Origin of the sequence: Massilia sp. YIM B02443 (genome assembly GCF_030411955.1) — a bacterium.
In the GTDB taxonomy this organism is placed as follows: domain Bacteria; phylum Pseudomonadota; class Gammaproteobacteria; order Burkholderiales; family Burkholderiaceae_D; genus Telluria.
The window spans coordinates 1-16,335 of record NZ_JASNRA010000026.1 but is presented as its reverse complement, the minus strand read 5'-3'; the positions used below and the strand labels follow the sequence as shown (position 1 = coordinate 16,335).

The following is a 16,335-nucleotide window of genomic DNA, read 5'->3' as shown; positions in this document are numbered from 1 at the left end:
CTTAAAATTTCAAACGGTTGCAGCGCTCACGCTTGCGCCCGGGTTCATCGCCGCATGCCACACCTTCAGCGCATCGACGGTCTCTGCCACATCATGCACACGCACGATTCTAGCGCCATGCGCTACCGCAGCCAATGCCGCACCGATGCTTCCAGGCATTCTTCCCTCGAGTGGCCGCCCGGTGACGGCGCCAATCATCGACTTGCGCGACATGCCGGCCAGCACCGGCAGGTCGAGTTCGTCGCGAATACGGCCCAGGCCGTTCAACAGCGCGTAGTTATGTTCGACGGTCTTGCCGAAGCCGAAGCCCGGATCGACGCAGATGCGCGAACGCTCGATGCCGGCCGCGGTCATCGCGTCCACCCGCTCGCGCAGGAAGGCAATCACCTCGCCCACCACGTCCGCGTACTGCGGCGCCTGCTGCATGGTCTCGGGCGTGGCCTGCATGTGCATCACGCACAGGCCGCAATCACTGTCGAGCACGGCATCCAGGGCGCCGGACGCGCGGAAGCCATTGATGTCGTTGATCATGTCGGCGCCGGCGATCAGCGCTTCGCGCATCACCTGCGGTTTGCAAGTGTCGACGGACAAGGCGACGTCGAGCGTCTTGAGCGCGTACAGGGCAGGCATCACGCGCCGCAGTTCCTCGTCCAACGGAACGCTGGGCGCGCCGGGGCGGGTCGATTCGCCGCCGATGTCGATCATGGTGGCGCCGTCACGCATCATGTCCTCGGCGTGGCCGAGGGCGAATTCGAGGCCCTGGTAACGGCCGCCGTCCGAGAATGAATCCGGGGTCACGTTCAGGATGCCCATCACGACCGGGCGCAGGGAGTCCGGCCCGTCCAGCTCGAAGCTGAAACGGCCGCATTGGAGTTGCTTGTTCATGGCACGAGGTAAACGAAAAAAGGCACCCTGACGGGTGCCTTTGGAGTGAGTCAGACAGCGTCAGGCCGGTGCGGTGGCATTTGGCGCCACACCGCCCGAGCCGCTGTCGCCAGGCGGCGAGCGCTTGGTCAACACCGTCTTCGGCTGGCGCGGCTCGTGGCCGGCCATGATGTCGTTGATCTGCTCGGTGTCGATGGTTTCCCAGTCGAGCAGCGCCTTGGTCATCATTTCGACCTTGTCGCGGTTCTCTTCCAGCAGACGGCGCGCCAGCGCGTACTGCCTGTCGAGGATGGCGCGGATCTCGGCGTCGACCTTTTGCTGGGTCGCTTCCGAGATGGTCTTGGTGGCGCCGCCGAAGAAGCCTTCGTTCTCGCTGTCTTCGTACACCATCACGCCCATGCTCTCGGACATGCCGAAGCGGGTCACCATCGAACGGGCCAGCTTGGTGGCACGCGAGAAGTCGTTCGAGGCGCCGGTCGACATCTGGCCGACGAAGATCTCTTCGGCGATACGGCCGCCGAACAGGATCGAAATTTCTTCGAGCATCTTGTCCTTGTAGCCCGACAGCGCGTCGTGCTCGGGCAACTGCCAGGTCAGGCCCAGCGCATAGCCGCGCGGCATGATCGTGACCTTGTGCACCGGATCGGCCTTCGGCAGCAGCTTGGCGACCACCGCGTGGCCCGACTCGTGGTAAGCGGTGTTGCGGCGCTCTTCCTCGCGGATCACCATCGACTTGCGCTCCGGACCCATGTAGATCTTGTCCTTGGCATCTTCGAAGTCGATCATCTCGACCAGACGCTTGCTGCGGCGGGCGGCGAACAGCGCGGCTTCGTTGACCAGGTTGGCCAGGTCGGCGCCCGAGAAGCCCGGGGTGCCGCGCGCCAGGATGTCGGCCTTCACGTCGGTGCCGATCGGCACTTTACGCATGTGCACGTTCAGGATCTGTTCGCGGCCGCGGATGTCCGGCAGGCCGACCATCACCTGGCGGTCGAAACGGCCCGGACGCAGCAGCGCCTTGTCCAGCACGTCGGCGCGGTTGGTGGCGGCGATCACGATCACGCCCGATTGCGCTTCGAACCCGTCCATCTCGACCAGCAGCTGGTTCAGCGTCTGTTCGCGTTCGTCGTTGCCGCCGCCCATGCCGGCGCCGCGGTGACGGCCGACCGCGTCGATCTCGTCGATGAAGATGATGCAAGGCGAATGCTTCTTGGCATTCTCGAACATGTCACGCACGCGGGACGCACCCACGCCGACGAACATCTCGACGAAGTCGGAACCCGAGATCGAGAAGAACGGCACCTTGGCTTCGCCGGCGATGGCGCGTGCCAGCAGGGTTTTACCGGTGCCCGGAGGACCGACCATCAGCACGCCGCGTGGAATACGGCCGCCCAGCTTCTGGAACTTGGTCGGGTCTTTCAGGAAGTCGACGATCTCCGACACTTCTTCTTTCGCCTCGTCGCAACCGGCGACGTCGGTGAAGGTAACGGTGTTGTTGGTTTCATCCAGCATGCGCGCCTTCGACTTGCCGAAGGAGAACGCGCCGCCCTTGCCGCCGCCCTGCATCTGGCGCATGAAGAACACCCACACGCCGATCAGGAGCAGCATCGGGAACCACGAGATGAACACCTGCTGCAGGAAACCTGGCTCTTCAGGCGGCTTGACGTCGAAGCGCACGCCGTTCTCGCGCAGGTCGCCGATCAGGCCACGGTCGAGGATGGTGGCGGTAGCGCGCACCTTGGTGTCGTCGCTCTTGACCGCGGTGATGTTCTGACCTTCGATCAGCACTTCCTTGATGCGGCGCGCCTTCACTTCATCGAGCAGCTCGGAATAAGCGATGGTCTTGCTGCCGCCGGCGACGCTGTGGGTGTCGAACTGCTTGAACAGCATGAACAACAGCAGCGCGACGACCACCCAGATGGCGGATTTGGAAAACATATTATTCACGAAAACTCCTCCGATGCGATGTGCATCTCTACCGATTTCAGACTGCCGATTTTACTCGCCGATTTTACTCGGAATACGCCGACGCTGCCACGCAACGCCTGCAATAGTGCAAGAAATACACTTCATTATCGCTAATACTGGCGCGTATTCACCAACATACACCACCAGACAAACGAACACGGGGGTGATGTGCGGCCGTGAATGGCGATTTCAAGAGCAATTTCCTGCCTTGGATCAACGATTTTTATCGCCAGCCATTCGGCTACCTGCTAGCACCCCGCACCTCATTCGGCGGGATTCTTGAGGCCACGGCCCAGCAGGAAAATCTCGGACGATTTGTCGCGGCTGGCTTTGGGCTTGATCTGTTTCACGACCTTGAATTCGGTACGGAATTTCTCCAGGATCTGGGTGAAACCCATGTCTTTAAAACACTTCACCAACAAGGCGCCGCCGGGCTTCAAATGCATTTGTGAAAATTCGATCGCCAGGTCGATCAAATGTTCCATGCGCGCCGCATCGGCGTGGCCGATCCCCGACAGATTCGGCGCCATATCGGACAGCACCAGGTCGGCCTTGCGCCCGGCCAGCACGTCGTCGAGCTGGTCCAGCACCTCTTCCTCGCGGAAATCGCCCTGGATGTAATGGACGTCGGCCACCGGCTCCATCGGCAGGATGTCGAGGCCGATGATGGTGCCGTGGATGCCGCCGTCAAGCGCGCCGGCCAGCTTGCGCCGGGTGTACTGGGCCCAGCTGCCCGGGGTGCAGCCGAGGTCGACGATGGTCTGGCCCGGCTTGATCAGCTTTTCGCTCTCGTCGATTTCCTTGAGCTTGTAGGCGGCGCGGGCGCGGTAGCCCTCTTTCTGCGCCAGTTTGACGTACGGATCGTTAATGTGGTCGTGCAACCAGTTTTTGTTTAATTTGTTCTTGGCCATTCGCGTAGAATACTGCTTTTATAGGTACATCTAAGATTTATTATGATTAAACTCACTCCGGCCGAGCGCAGCGCCCTGCGCGCAGAAGCACACGGGCTCAACCCTGTGGTCATGATCGGCGAAGCCGGCCTTACCGAATCCGTGATCAAGGAAATCGGCGCCAGCCTGGACGCCCACGGCCTGATCAAGGTGCGCGTGTTCGGCGACGACCGCGAAGCGCGCGTCGCCATGTACGAGCAGATCTGCGCCGACCTCGACGCCGCCCCGGTCCAGCACATCGGCAAGCTGCTGGTGCTGTATCGCCCGAAGAAGGAAGCCGTCAAGGAACGCAGCGGCAAGGCCGGTCCGGGCATGCGCGAAGTCACCATCGTCAAGGCCAGCGCCAGCGGCACCAAGAAGCCGAGCGTCACCAAGGTCATGCTGAAGGGGAACGAACGCGTCACCGCCGGCGGCAACATCAAGCGCGCCAAGCCGCGTCAGACCAGCACCAAGAAGAATTTGCTGAACAAGTAATTCCAGAAACCGGGGCGACCCGGTTTTTTATGTCTGCTCGCGTAGGGTTGGCGGCTCCGCCGCCAACCCTACGGACGGAATCACCGAACTCTGATGAGCAGCCACGCTCCCAGAATGCTCTGGACGACGTGGAACAGCTGTGACACCCCATGCATCACCGCGAACCGGGTCCAGTACGGCGAAGCGCGCACGCCCCCTTCTCCAGCCAATTCGCGCAGATGCGCCATCGCCGGCTGCAGGCCGACGAAGATCACCAGCGCACAGGCCAGCATCGCCAGCACCAGCAGGTTCAGGAAGCGCTTGCGCGCCGGCGCCAGGTCGCTTGAGCGCCACAGCAGCACGAACAGCAGCAGCGCGCAGGCGATCGACAGCCAGGCCTGGCGCGTGAGCAGGCTCGCCACCAGGTTGCCCGCTTGCCCGCTCTCGAGCGTGGCGAACGCCGCCGGCGCCGCGATGTAGCCGAGCGCCCACAGGCTACCCGCCCACAGCGCCGCCACCAGCAGGCGCGCCGCCGGCAGGCGGCCGGAACCGGTCGTGACGGCTGCGGCTTGCGTCATCAGACGTAACGCACTTCGAGGATTTCGTACTCGCGCGGACCCGACGGGGCCTGCACTTCGACCACGTCTTCGGCGTACTTGCCGATCAGGGCGCGCGCGATCGGCGAGGTCACCGAGACCTTGTTCAGCTTCAGGTCGGCTTCATCGATGCCGACGATCTGGTAGCTGACCTTCTGGCCGTTTTCCAGGTCTTCCAGGTCGACGGTGGCGCCGAACACCACGCGGCCTTCGGCGTCCAGGGTGGCCGGGTCGATGATCTGGGCGGTACTGAGTTTACCTTCCAGCTCGGCGATGCGGCCCTCGACGAAGGCCTGGCGCTCCTTGGCGGCATCGTACTCGGCGTTCTCGGACAGGTCGCCATGCGAACGCGCCTCGGCGATCGCATCGATCACGTTGCGGCGCTCCTTGGTCTTGAGCTGGTGCAGCTCTTCCTTCAGGAGTTCCGCGCCGAATTTGGTCAATGGAGTGTTCATGGTTCTCTGCGTTAGTGTGAATTCAAGTTTACCGCATGCTTCCCGCTCCTCGCTCGACAATCGCCGCGCGAAGCACAGTAAAGCGAAAACCACAGAGGCACGCGGCGCCAGGGCCGCGCGAACTCTGTGGTTGATGGGTACTACGTGTGCTTAGTGTAAGGTTTTATGCAGACCTTGTAAATCGTACACGCGCAGTTCGTCGATGTGACGCATGCCCTCGATCGCCGCTTCGGCGCCGAAGATGGTGGTGAAGGTCACCACGCGCGAGGCCAGGGCCGAGGTGCGGATGGTGCGCGAATCGTTCACCGCGCTGCGCTTTTCCTCGACCGTGTTCACGACCATCACGATCTCGTGGTTCTTGATCATGTCGACCACGTGCGGACGGCCTTCCAGCACCTTGTTCACGGCGCGCACCGGCAAGCCGGCGGCGCTGATCACGGCGGCGGTGCCCTTGGTCGCGACCAGGGTGAAGCCGAGCGCCACCAGGTCGCGGGCAACGGCCACCGCGCGCGGCTTGTCCGAACCCTTCACCGACAGGAACACGGTGCCCGACTTCGGCAGCGTGACGCCGGCCGCCAGCTGGGCCTTGACGAAAGCTTCGCCGAACGAGGTGCCGACACCCATCACTTCGCCGGTCGACTTCATTTCCGGTCCCAGGATGGTGTCGACGCCCGGGAACTTCACGAACGGGAACACGACTTCCTTGACGCTGTAGAACGGCGGGATCACTTCCTTCTCGATGCCCTGGCTGCTGAGGGTCTGGCCGACCATGCAGCGCGCGGCAATTTTCGCCAGCTGCAGGCCGGTCGCCTTCGACACGAACGGCACGGTACGCGAGGCGCGCGGGTTCACTTCCAGCACATAGACAGTGTCCACGGTCTGGCCGTTTTCCTCGGTCTGCTGGATCGCGAACTGCACGTTCATCAGGCCGACCACGTTCAGGGCTTTCGCCATCAGCGAGGTCTGGCGCTTGAGTTCATCGATGGTCGCCTGCGACAGCGAGTACGGCGGCAGCGAGCAGGCTGAGTCGCCCGAGTGCACGCCGGCTTGCTCGATGTGTTCCATCACGCCGCCGATGAAGGTGGCTTCGCCGTCCGAGATGCAGTCGACGTCGACTTCGATGGCGTCGTTCAGGAAGCGGTCCAGCAGCACCGGCGAATCGTTCGACACCTTGACCGCTTCGCGCATGTAGCGCTCCAGGTCGCGCTGCTCGTGCACGATCTCCATCGCGCGGCCACCCAGAACGTAGGAAGGACGCACCACAAGCGGATAGCCGATCTCGGACGCCAGCGCCAGCGCTTCGGTTTCGGTGCGCGCAGTGCGGTTCGGCGGCTGGCGCAGGCCGAGTTCCTGCAGCAGTTGCTGGAAGCGCTCGCGGTCTTCGGCGGCGTCGATCATGTCCGGCGAGGTGCCGATGATCGGCACGCCGTTGGCTTCCAGGTCCAGCGCCAGTTTCAATGGCGTCTGGCCGCCATATTGCACGATCACGCCGACCGGCTTTTCCAGCTCCACGATCTCGAGCACGTCTTCCAGCGTCAGCGATTCGAAGTACAGGCGGTCCGAGGTATCGTAGTCGGTCGACACGGTCTCGGGATTGCAGTTGACCATGATGGTCTCGTAGCCGTCTTCGCGCATGGCGAGCGCCGCATGGACGCAGCAGTAGTCGAACTCGATGCCCTGGCCGATGCGGTTAGGACCGCCGCCCAGCACCATGATCTTCTTTTTATCCGTCGGATTCGACTCGCACTCTTCGTCGTACGTCGAGTACATGTAGGCGGTATTGGTCGCGAACTCCGCGGCGCAGGTGTCGACGCGCTTGTACACCGGACGGATGTCCAATGCGTGGCGACGCGCGCGCACCGCGCTTGGCTCGACCTTCAGCAGGAAGGCCAGGCGGCGGTCGGCGAAGCCCTTCTGCTTCAACTTGTACAGCACGTTCTTGTCGAGCGACTCCAGGGTCTGGGTTTCCAGCCACAGTTCGATGTCGACGATCTCCTTGATCTGCACCAGGAACCACGGATCGATCTTGGTGAGATTGTGCACTTCTTCCAGCGTGAAGCCCTGGGCGAAGGCGTCGCCCACGTACCAGATGCGCTCGGGACCCGGCTCGCCCAGTTCCTCTTCGATCTTCTCGCGGTCGCGCGTCTTTTCGTTCAGGCCGTCGACGCCGACTTCCAGGCCGCGCAGCGCTTTCTGGAACGATTCCTGGAAGGTGCGGCCCATGGCCATCACCTCGCCCACCGATTTCATCTGGGTGGTCAGGTGCTTGTCGGCGGTCGGGAATTTCTCGAAGGTGAAGCGCGGGATCTTCGTGACCACGTAGTCGATCGACGGCTCGAACGATGCCGGGGTGGCGCCGCCGGTGATCTCGTTGCGCAGTTCATCGAGCGTGAAGCCCACCGCCAATTTGGCCGCGACTTTCGCGATCGGGAAGCCGGTCGCTTTCGACGCCAGCGCCGACGAACGCGACACGCGCGGGTTCATCTCGATGACGATCATGCGGCCGTCCTTTGGATTGATCGCGAACTGCACGTTCGAGCCGCCGGTGTCGACGCCGATCTCGCGCAGCACGTTGATCGACGCGTTGCGCATGATCTGGTATTCCTTGTCGGTCAGCGTCTGCGCCGGCGCCACGGTGATCGAGTCGCCGGTGTGCACGCCCATCGGATCCAGGTTTTCGATCGAGCAGATGATGATGCAGTTGTCCTTCTTGTCGCGGACCACTTCCATCTCGTACTCTTTCCAGCCGAGCAGCGACTCTTCGATCAGCAGCTCGTTGGTCGGCGAGGCTTCCAGGCCGCGCTTGCAGATGGCTTCGAATTCTTCGGCGTTGTAGGCGATGCCGCCGCCGCTGCCGCCCATCGTGAACGACGGACGGATGATGGTCGGGAAGCCAAGCTCGCGCTGCACCGCCCACGATTCTTCCATCGAGTGCGCCACGCCCGAGCGCGCCGAACCGAGGCCGATCTTGGTCATCGCGTCCTTGAACTTGGCGCGGTCTTCGGCCTTGTCGATCGCCTCCGGCGAAGCGCCGATCAGTTCGACCTTGTATTTATCGAGCACACCTTCGCGGTGCAGGTCCAGTGCGCAGTTCAGCGCGGTCTGGCCGCCCATGGTCGGCAGGATTGCGTCCGGACGTTCCTTCTCGATGATGCGCTCGACCACCTTCCAGGTGATCGGCTCGATGTAGGTGACGTCGGCCGTTTCCGGGTCGGTCATGATGGTCGCCGGGTTCGAGTTGACCAGGATGACCTTGTAGCCTTCTTCGCGCAGGGCCTTGCAGGCCTGGGCGCCGGAATAGTCGAATTCGACCGCCTGGCCGATGACGATCGGACCCGCGCCGATGATCAGGATGCTTTTGATATCAGAACGCTTTGGCATTTATTTCTTCTCCGGTGCTTGCATGAGGCTGATGAAACGGTCGAACAGGTAGGCGACGTCGGTCGGGCCGGGCGAGGCTTCCGGGTGGCCCTGGAAGCAGAACGCCGGTTTGTCGGTGCGCTCGAAGCCCTGCAGCGAGCCGTCGAACAGCGACACGTGGGTCACGCGGCAGTTATCCGGCAGCGACTCCGGATCGACGGCGAAGCCGTGGTTCTGCGACGTGATCAGGACCTTCTTCGAATCCAGGTCCTGCACCGGGTGATTCGCGCCGTGGTGGCCGAAGTTCATCTTGAAGGTCTTGGCGCCGGAGGCCAGCGCCATGATCTGGTGACCCAGGCAGATGCCGAAGGTCGGGATGCCCTTCTCGATCAGTTCACGCGAGGCGTTGATGGCGTAGTCGCACGGCTGCGGGTCGCCCGGGCCGTTGGCCAGGAAGATGCCGTCCGGGTTCAGTGCCAGGGCGTCGGCAGCGGTCGATTGCGCCGGCAGCACGGTGACCTTGCAGCCGCGCTCGGCCAGCATGCGCAGGATGTTGCGCTTGACGCCGTAGTCGAAGGCGACCACGTGGTACTGCGGGTTGTCCTGCTTGCCGAAGCCTTCGCCCAGCTTCCATTCGGTCTCGGTGAACACGTACGGCTCTTTCACCGACACCACCTTGGCCAGGTCCATGCCCGACAGGCCCGGGAACGAACGCGCCAGTTCCAGTGCCTGCGCTTCGCTCGGCTCGGCGCCCTGGGCGCCGGTCAGGATCGCGCCGGCCTGGGCGCCCTTCTCGCGCAGGATGCGGGTCAGTTTGCGGGTATCGATGCCGGCGATGGCGACCACGTTCTCTTGCTTCAGGTAGTCCGACAGCGATTGGGTGGAACGGAAATTCGAGGCCAGCAGCGGCAGGTCGCGGATGATCAGACCGGCGGCGTGGACTTTCGACGCTTCCACGTCGGCGCTGTTGACGCCGTAGTTGCCGATGTGCGGGTACGTCAGGGTGACGATCTGACGCGAGTAGCTGGGGTCGGTGAGGATTTCCTGGTAGCCAGTGATAGCGGTATTAAAGACCACTTCGCCGGTCGTGTGACCGGTGGCGCCAATGGAATATCCTTTGAAAATCGTTCCGTCGGCAAGGGCCAGGATGGCCGGGACGGCTGAGCCAGAAAAAAATGGCGGCAAGGGTAACTCCCGAAAAAGTTACCGTAGCTGCGCCACGTCAGACCGACATCCAACCGCCCACGGCAATACCATCTCGCCAGGGGTTGGAAGTCAAGTTGAATGAGGGATGGTGGTATGCGCTACGGCTGAGGTTTGAATTAGTTAAACTTCCGAATTATAGCCCGATTCGAGCCCTTCGGCAATGCTGCAACGGCACAAAAAAGGCGCCCACATGTCGGTGGATGACATGGGGCGCCGCTTTTTACTGCCTTGGTGAAACCTTGCTTTACATTGCGCCAAGACCCGGTTTACGGCCTCAAGCGCCCAGCGCCGCGATGCCGGCGCGCGCGATCTGCACGTCCTGCTCCGACTTCACGCCCGACACGCCGACCGCGCCGATCACGTGGCCATCGACGATCACCGGCACGCCGCCTTCCAGCATGCCTTCCAGTTTCGGCGCGCTCAGGAACGACATGCGGCCGTTGTTGACCACGTCCTCGTAGATCTTCGATTCGCGGCGGCCCAGGGCCGCGGTATTGGCCTTGGCCGGTGCGATGTACGACGACACCGGCGGCGCGCCGTCCAGGCGCTGCTGCCACAGCAGGTGGCCGCCATCGTCGACGATCGCGATCGAGACGTTCCAGCCGTTGGCGACGGCTTCGGCTTCGGCGGCGGCGCCGATGGTCTTGGCGTCCTGCAGGGTCAGATAAGGTTTGGTGTTCATGTGTTTCCTGTGATTTAACGTGATGCTGGTACCGGATACTGCTTGAGTTTCAACTTCGCTTTAATCTGCGGCATGACGGCCGCGGCGGCCTGCTCGCCGGCCAGGATCGCCATATTGCGCCCGCCAAAGTCGCTCGATCCCATATTGCCGAGCGCCGGCGTGATGACGATGTCGGCGTCCTTCAGTTCGAAGTGGTTCAGGCGCTGGCCCATGATGCTGAAGGTCTGCATCAGGACGTCGAGCGAGCTGGCGGTGGCCGCGCCTTCGGTCGCGCTCGAGATGTTCACCGCGATGATGAAGTCGGCGCCCATCTCGCGCACGAAGCGCACCGGCACCGGCGCCACCAGGCCGCCGTCGACATACGTCTTCCCACCAATCACGACCGGCTGGAACACGCTCGGCACGCTCGACGAGGCGCGCACCGCCATGCCGGTGTTGCCGCGGTTGAACAGGATCGGCTGGCCGGTCTTCAGGTCGGTGGCGACGGCGCCGAAGCGCAGCTTGAGCTTTTCCATCGGCACCCCGCCGACCGCCTTGTTGACGTAGTTCTGCAGCGCCTCGCCCTTGAGCAGGCCGGTCGACTTGGAGAACAGCGGCAGCGCCCAGTCCGAGATGGTGGCTTCGTCCATCGCCAGCGCAGCCTTTTGCAGTGCGAAGCCGTTCAGGCCCGAGGCATACAGCGAACCGACCACCGAGCCGGCGCTGGTGCCGACCACGATCTCGGGGTTGATGCCTTGCGCTTCCAGCGCCTTGATCACGCCGATGTGGGCGAAGCCGCGCGCGGCGCCGCCGCCCAGGGCCAGGCCGATGCGCACTTTCTTCGGTTGGACCGGCGCCGCTTGCGCCGGGGCGGCCGGCGGTGGAGTCGGGGTGCTGCCGCAAGCGGTCAGGAACAGGGCCGCGCAGGCCAATAAGGAAGAACGACGAGAGAACATAGGGCAACGGGAATGGAACGAGACGCGATTGTACATCGGCGTACCGAGCCGGCCGTCTAAAAGGTTTGGAAATGAGAATGATTCGCATTATAATTCTTGCCTATAAACCGATGGGTGCGCATGCGTGCCCGACACGATCCCGGCGTGACATCGGCATTCCACCCCAGCCCTTACAAGAAAGAGAAATCACTCCATGAACAAGATCCTGCTCGCATCCCTCGCCCTTGCCTTCGCCGCTCCCGCCGCCCAGGCGCACCACGTCTGGCTCGAGCAGGACGGCAAGGCCGTCAAGCTGCAGTTCGGCGAGTTCGGCGACAACCAGCGCGAAACCACGCCCGGCCTGCTCGACATGTTCGTGGCGCCAAAGGCGATCCTGGTCGGCGCCAAGGGCGAGCAGGCGCTGAAGCTGGACAAGACCGCGCAAGGCTTCGTGCTGTCGGGCGTTCCGGGTGCAGGCGAGTCGATCGTCGCCGAAGACAATGCCTATCCGACCTGGGAAACCAAGGAAGACGGCAAGACCCTGACCCACGTGTGGGCGCCGGCGGCGCGCCTGGTGAACGGCTTTGCCGCGCGCCAGCCGAAGCTCGCCTTCGACATCGTCCCGACCGGCAAGCTGGGCGAGTTCAAGGTGTTCTACAAAGGCCAGCCGCTGCCGAAGGTGAAGGTGCACGCAGTGATCCCGAACGGCTGGTCCAAGGAAGCCGAGTCGGATGCCGCCGGGGCCGTGAAGTTCGACCTGCCGTGGAAAGGCGCCTACGTGCTGGAAGCCGAGCACGTCGACAAGACCCCGGGCCAGCGCGCCGGCAAGCCTTACGCCAGCGCGACCTACGTCACCTCGCTGTCGTTCGTGCAGCCAACCGGTTTGGCGGCGATGGCGGCCGGTCCGGTGATGGCGCCGAATCCGAAGCATTGATCGCGTCGTTCGCATCAGGCGCTTGAGCGGCGGCGTGGTCGCATCGCGCCGCCGTCGCTGGTTACTTGTCCATCATCCGTTGCAGACGTTGTATCGCGCTCCACCAGAAAGGCCGAACATCATGACTCCCACCACCTGGCGCTACCGCGGCGCCGTCGCTTCGCGCACGCTTGCCGCGATCGGCGGCGGCTACGTGCTGACCTCGATCGCCATCGCCTTGACCGCCCTTGCGCTGCCGCTGCCGCGCGCCGATGCGGTCACCCTCGCCACCCTGCTGTCGTTCGTGGTGTACACCTGCGCCATCCTGTGGGTGTTCGCCACCAGCAGCGCCACCCGCGCCTGGGGCGGCATCGCAATCAGCAGCGCAGTGCTCGGCGCCGCGCTGTGGATCGCCGGGAGCGCGTCATGAAGGAAGGCGTGGTAGTGAAGGAAGGCCTGCGCCAGTCGATGTCGTGGGTGCATACCTGGGCCGGCCTGCTGGTGTGCTGGCTGCTGCTGCTGGTGTTCATGGCCGGCACCGCGGCCTATTACCGGCACGAGATCACGTTCTGGATGAAGCCCGAACTGCACAAGGCGGCCGAGGCGCCGGCGACCATTCCGGCCGCCGCCTCGGCCACGCTGATCGTGCGCGAACTGCAGCAGCGCGCGCCGCAGGCCAGCGCCTGGTTCATCGACCTGCCGTCCGAGCGCAACCCGCTGATCGTGGCCGGCTGGACCAACCCGCCCAGGAAAGGCATGAGCCGCGAAGAGCGCCGCGCCGCCTTCCGCCTGCAAAACGTCACCCTGGACCCGATCACCGGCCAGCATACCGCCGCGCCGCGCGATACCCGCGGCGGCGAATTCCTGTACCGCCTGCACTTCGACCTGTACTACATGTCGGCGCTCTGGGGCCGCTGGATCGTCGGCATCGCCGCCATGTTCATGCTGGTGGCGATCGTCAGCGGCGTGATCACCCATAAACGCATCTTCAAGGACTTCTTCACCTTCCGGCCCAGGAAGGGCCAGCGCTCCTGGCTCGACGCCCACAACGCCACCGCCGTGCTGGCGCTGCCGTTCCACCTGATGATCACCTACACCGGCCTGGTGACGCTGATGTTCATGTACATGCCGTCGCCCACCAAGGCGCTGTATGGCGAGGACCAGAACACCATGTTCGCCGAAGTCTTCATGAACGTCGACCGCACCAAGCCGGCAGGCGTGGCCGCGCCGCTGGCGAATATAGCGCCGATGCTGCAGCAGGCCGAACGCGCCTGGGGCGAAGCGCCGACCCGCATCGTGGTCAGCCACCCGAACGACGCCAACGCCAAGGTCGAACTGTTCCGCCCCTCGGGCCGTCAGCTGTCGAACCTGGAGCCGTCGATGACCTTCAACGGCGCCACCGGCGCGCTGGTCGCGTCCACCGGCCCGATCAGCACCACGCTGTCGGCGCGCGCCGCGATCTACGGCCTACACCTGGCGCACTTCGCCGATCCGCTGCTGCGCGCCCTGTTCTTCATCTGCGGCCTGGCCGGCTGCGCGATGGTCGCCACCGGCGCCCTGCTGTGGGGCGTGAAGGAGCGCCAGAAGTACGCCAAGGTGGTGGCGGCCGGCGGCAAGGTGGGCTTCGGCGTGCGCCTGGTCGACGCCCTCAACATCGGCGCCATCGCCGGCCTGCCGGTCGCGTTCGCGGTCTACTTCTGGTCGAACCGGCTGCTGCCGCTCGACCTGGCGCAGCGCACCAATATGGAGGCCAACTGCTTCTTTGCCGCCTGGGCCGCGTGCGCGATCCTGGCCCAGATAAGGCCGACGCGCGGCATGTGGCGCTTCCAGCTGATGCTGGGCGCCGGGCTGCTGGGCGGCCTGCCGCTGCTGAACTTCTTCACCACCGGCACCCACCTGGGCGTGACGCTGTTCGGCGGCCCGGGCCTGCGGCCGGTGGCCGGCTTCGACCTGGTGACGCTGCTGCTCGGCGCCCTGCTCGGCTGGGCCGCCTGGTGGCTCGGCCTCAAGGGCAAGGGCAAGCGCCAGGCCGCGGCCAAGTCCGCCGCGCCGGCTGCCGCCGCCGTTCAACCCACGCCGCTGGAGGCCGCATGAGCATGCTGATCCTGAGCGGCGCCGCGCTCGCCTTCAGCGGCTTCGCCGCCAAGGGCATCGTGATGGACCGTCATTACGCCGACATTCACGGCCGCGGCAAGGAAGCGGGTCCCGCCACCCGGCGACGCATGCTCCTGCTGGGCTGGCTCGGGCTGGCGCTGTCGTTCATCGCCTGCATCGGCGCCGGCGGCTGGCATATCGGGCCGGTGCTGTGGTGCGGGGTGTTGTCCATTGCGGCGTGGACGGTGACCTTGTTGCTGCAGTATGCGCCGCGCAAGGTGGTGCATGCGGCGTGGATCGGCGTGCCCGCCGCATTGCTGACCGCCGCGCTGCTGCTGCGTTGATCCTTCGGGCGGCGGCACGTCCGCCGCCAACCGTGCCCCGCCCCGCCATTGATACTTTCAGTTAAAATTCCATCTGGAATTTTCTGGGACGATCATGACGACTTCAACTGCCGATGCGTTTGCCAGTCTGGCAGCCCTCGAGCTGATTACCGCGCGACAGCGCATGGCCGTCGAGCGCCATCCAGCCTGCGCTTCCTTCCTGGCACTGCACGATCCGGTGCAGCAGCTGCCCTGGATGCATGCGCACAAGATCATCTCCGAAGACGAGCTCGACGACATGGCGAGCTTCGACGACGAGCCTTGCGAGCGCGAGACCATCCTGCAGGCGGCGCTGCAGGAAATCGAACGCGCCAACGACCTGCGCAACGGGCGCTTTCTCGACCGCCTGCTGCGCGACGGCATGATCACCCCGATCCAGCACGCCGCCGCCCTGCGCGACCCGTCCGGCCTGTACAACGAGACCGCCGCCGACATGCTGTATGAACTGATCCTGTTCGACATCCTCTCTCCCGCCGATTTCAGCGCCCTGCGCAAGCGCATCCGCGCCAATGCCGGCACCAACGGCGGCCTGGACCGCCTGCAGATGGTCGAAGATGTCCAGAGCCGCCTCGACGCCCAGAAAAAAGCCCACCGCAGCAATCCCGGCACCATCCGCATGGTCACCGACCCGGCCCATGCCCGCCGCCTCGGCTGGACCTACTTCGGCATCATCGCCTTGACCATCGGCGCGATCGCCTGGCTGCTCTTCCACTGACCCACCGGCAACGAGGGTCAGAGTCGAATTGTTGAGCAAATTCCCGCGCCCACCTGCTCAGCTAGCAACATCCCACGATTACGCCCAGCAAGTTTCCGAAAAGACAATTAGGGTCAGAGTCGAATTGTTTGACAACTTGTAGAGTTGCCGATTAATTCAACTCTGACCCTCTTTAATTTGCAAGGAAATCGGAGCTGAAAAAATCCGCCAGGATACAACTCGACCATGGAAACGTTTCGTGATTTGGCAACCCTTATAAATCATTGTCTTACGATTCACAAATCCCTGAAAAATAATTAGGGTCAGAGTCGAATTGTTGAGCAATTCCTCAGAATTGCATTTAATTCGACTCTGACCCTAATTATCGTGACTGAAAGATTCTCCTAAGCTATTGGCCATAGTAATTGTCTTGAGAGTATTTCACAAAGTTGTCAAACAATTCGACTCTGACCCTGATTGGAGGTGGGTTCTAACAGTTAGCGAGGAACTCATTCGAACATATGCAGTCATATGCATATGAGCAAACTTGTTCCCATTGGCGCTGCTGCCAAGGCATTAGGCGTTTCGACCAGCACGTGGCGTCGCTGGGAAGCGGCAGGGCGGCTCGCTCCGACGAGAACAGGGCGAGGCCAGCGCCGCTACGCTGTCGCAGCGCTCCTTTCGGGTATTAGCCCTGATCCGCTAAGGAAGCGCAATGTTCCTGGTCCATCGCATCGCGCTTGCCCCGAACAACGTGCAGGCCACCAGCCTTGCGCGCGCAGCCG

The 16,335-nt window shown here is 63.5% G+C and carries 16 protein-coding genes; 7 read left to right on the top strand and 9 right to left on the bottom strand.

Translation table 11 applies throughout. From position 1 onward, the window contains the following. Window positions 1-9: 9 nt before the first annotated feature. The 3 genes from folP to QPK27_RS21110 form a co-directional block, all read right to left on the bottom strand. A complete protein-coding gene (folP, locus tag QPK27_RS21120) occupies window positions 10-885 on the bottom strand; it encodes a dihydropteroate synthase (RefSeq protein WP_290420152.1) in 876 nt (291 codons plus the stop codon). Between the two features lie 60 nt (window positions 886-945). Continuing rightward, window positions 946-2,829 (bottom strand): ATP-dependent zinc metalloprotease FtsH, encoded by a 1,884-nt coding sequence (gene ftsH, locus QPK27_RS21115; protein WP_290420151.1) that lies wholly within the window; start codon window positions 2,827-2,829, stop codon window positions 946-948. A gap of 284 nt (window positions 2,830-3,113) precedes the next feature. Then, on the bottom strand, window positions 3,114-3,761 hold the full coding sequence (locus QPK27_RS21110) for an RlmE family RNA methyltransferase (RefSeq protein WP_290420150.1): 648 nt from the start codon (window positions 3,759-3,761) through the stop codon (window positions 3,114-3,116). Between the two features lie 42 nt (window positions 3,762-3,803). On the opposite strand from QPK27_RS21110, the gene yhbY reads away from it, so the two are divergent. Continuing rightward, on the top strand, window positions 3,804-4,274 hold the full coding sequence (gene yhbY / locus QPK27_RS21105; RefSeq protein ID WP_290420149.1) for a ribosome assembly RNA-binding protein YhbY: 471 nt from the start codon (window positions 3,804-3,806) through the stop codon (window positions 4,272-4,274). An 80-nt stretch (window positions 4,275-4,354) separates the two neighbouring features. On the opposite strand, the gene QPK27_RS21100 is transcribed toward yhbY, so the two are convergent. The 6 genes from QPK27_RS21100 to QPK27_RS21075 form a co-directional block, all read right to left on the bottom strand. After that, window positions 4,355-4,831: a DUF4149 domain-containing protein gene (locus QPK27_RS21100; protein WP_290420148.1), complete on the bottom strand. Its 477-nt coding sequence runs from the start codon at window positions 4,829-4,831 to the stop codon at window positions 4,355-4,357. Continuing rightward, window positions 4,831-5,304 carry a transcription elongation factor GreA gene (greA, locus tag QPK27_RS21095; protein WP_290420147.1) on the bottom strand — a complete coding sequence of 158 codons (474 nt, stop codon included), beginning with the start codon at window positions 5,302-5,304 and terminating at the stop codon, window positions 4,831-4,833. The genes QPK27_RS21100 and greA overlap by 1 nt, the downstream gene beginning before the upstream one ends. A gap of 150 nt (window positions 5,305-5,454) precedes the next feature. Beyond that, window positions 5,455-8,685 (bottom strand): carbamoyl-phosphate synthase large subunit, encoded by a 3,231-nt coding sequence (gene carB / locus QPK27_RS21090; RefSeq protein ID WP_290420146.1) that lies wholly within the window; start codon window positions 8,683-8,685, stop codon window positions 5,455-5,457. Then, on the bottom strand, window positions 8,686-9,849 hold the full coding sequence (carA, locus tag QPK27_RS21085; protein WP_290420145.1) for a glutamine-hydrolyzing carbamoyl-phosphate synthase small subunit: 1,164 nt from the start codon (window positions 9,847-9,849) through the stop codon (window positions 8,686-8,688). 295 nt (window positions 9,850-10,144) lie between these two features. Further along, on the bottom strand, window positions 10,145-10,552 hold the full coding sequence (locus tag QPK27_RS21080) for a heme-binding protein (protein ID WP_290420144.1): 408 nt from the start codon (window positions 10,550-10,552) through the stop codon (window positions 10,145-10,147). A 14-nt stretch (window positions 10,553-10,566) separates the two neighbouring features. Beyond that, window positions 10,567-11,487 (bottom strand): patatin-like phospholipase family protein, encoded by a 921-nt coding sequence (locus QPK27_RS21075; RefSeq protein WP_290420143.1) that lies wholly within the window; start codon window positions 11,485-11,487, stop codon window positions 10,567-10,569. A gap of 193 nt (window positions 11,488-11,680) precedes the next feature. Between QPK27_RS21075 and QPK27_RS21070 the strand changes: the two genes are divergently transcribed. The 6 genes from QPK27_RS21070 to QPK27_RS25545 form a co-directional block, all read left to right on the top strand. Next, complete coding sequence (locus tag QPK27_RS21070; protein ID WP_290420142.1) at window positions 11,681-12,400, top strand: DUF4198 domain-containing protein; 720 nt, start codon at window positions 11,681-11,683, stop codon at window positions 12,398-12,400. Window positions 12,401-12,521: 121 nt separating this feature from the next. After that, complete coding sequence (locus tag QPK27_RS21065; RefSeq protein ID WP_290420141.1) at window positions 12,522-12,809, top strand: DUF3649 domain-containing protein; 288 nt, start codon at window positions 12,522-12,524, stop codon at window positions 12,807-12,809. Then, entirely contained in the window at window positions 12,806-14,473 is a 1,668-nt protein-coding gene (locus QPK27_RS21060) for a PepSY domain-containing protein (RefSeq protein ID WP_290420140.1), read from the top strand. Before QPK27_RS21065 ends, QPK27_RS21060 begins: the two co-directional genes overlap by 4 nt. Beyond that, the gene (locus QPK27_RS21055) at window positions 14,470-14,817 is read left to right on the top strand and encodes a DUF3325 domain-containing protein (protein WP_290420139.1); all 348 of its coding nucleotides are present in this window, start codon (window positions 14,470-14,472) and stop codon (window positions 14,815-14,817) included. Before QPK27_RS21060 ends, QPK27_RS21055 begins: the two co-directional genes overlap by 4 nt. Before the next feature lie 94 nt (window positions 14,818-14,911). Further along, window positions 14,912-15,571, top strand: coding sequence for a hypothetical protein (locus QPK27_RS21050; RefSeq protein WP_290420138.1), 660 nt, complete (start codon window positions 14,912-14,914; stop codon window positions 15,569-15,571). 510 nt (window positions 15,572-16,081) lie between these two features. Next, window positions 16,082-16,335: MerR family DNA-binding transcriptional regulator (locus QPK27_RS25545; RefSeq protein WP_374047098.1), on the top strand; the 254-nt coding region annotated here is incomplete at its 3' end.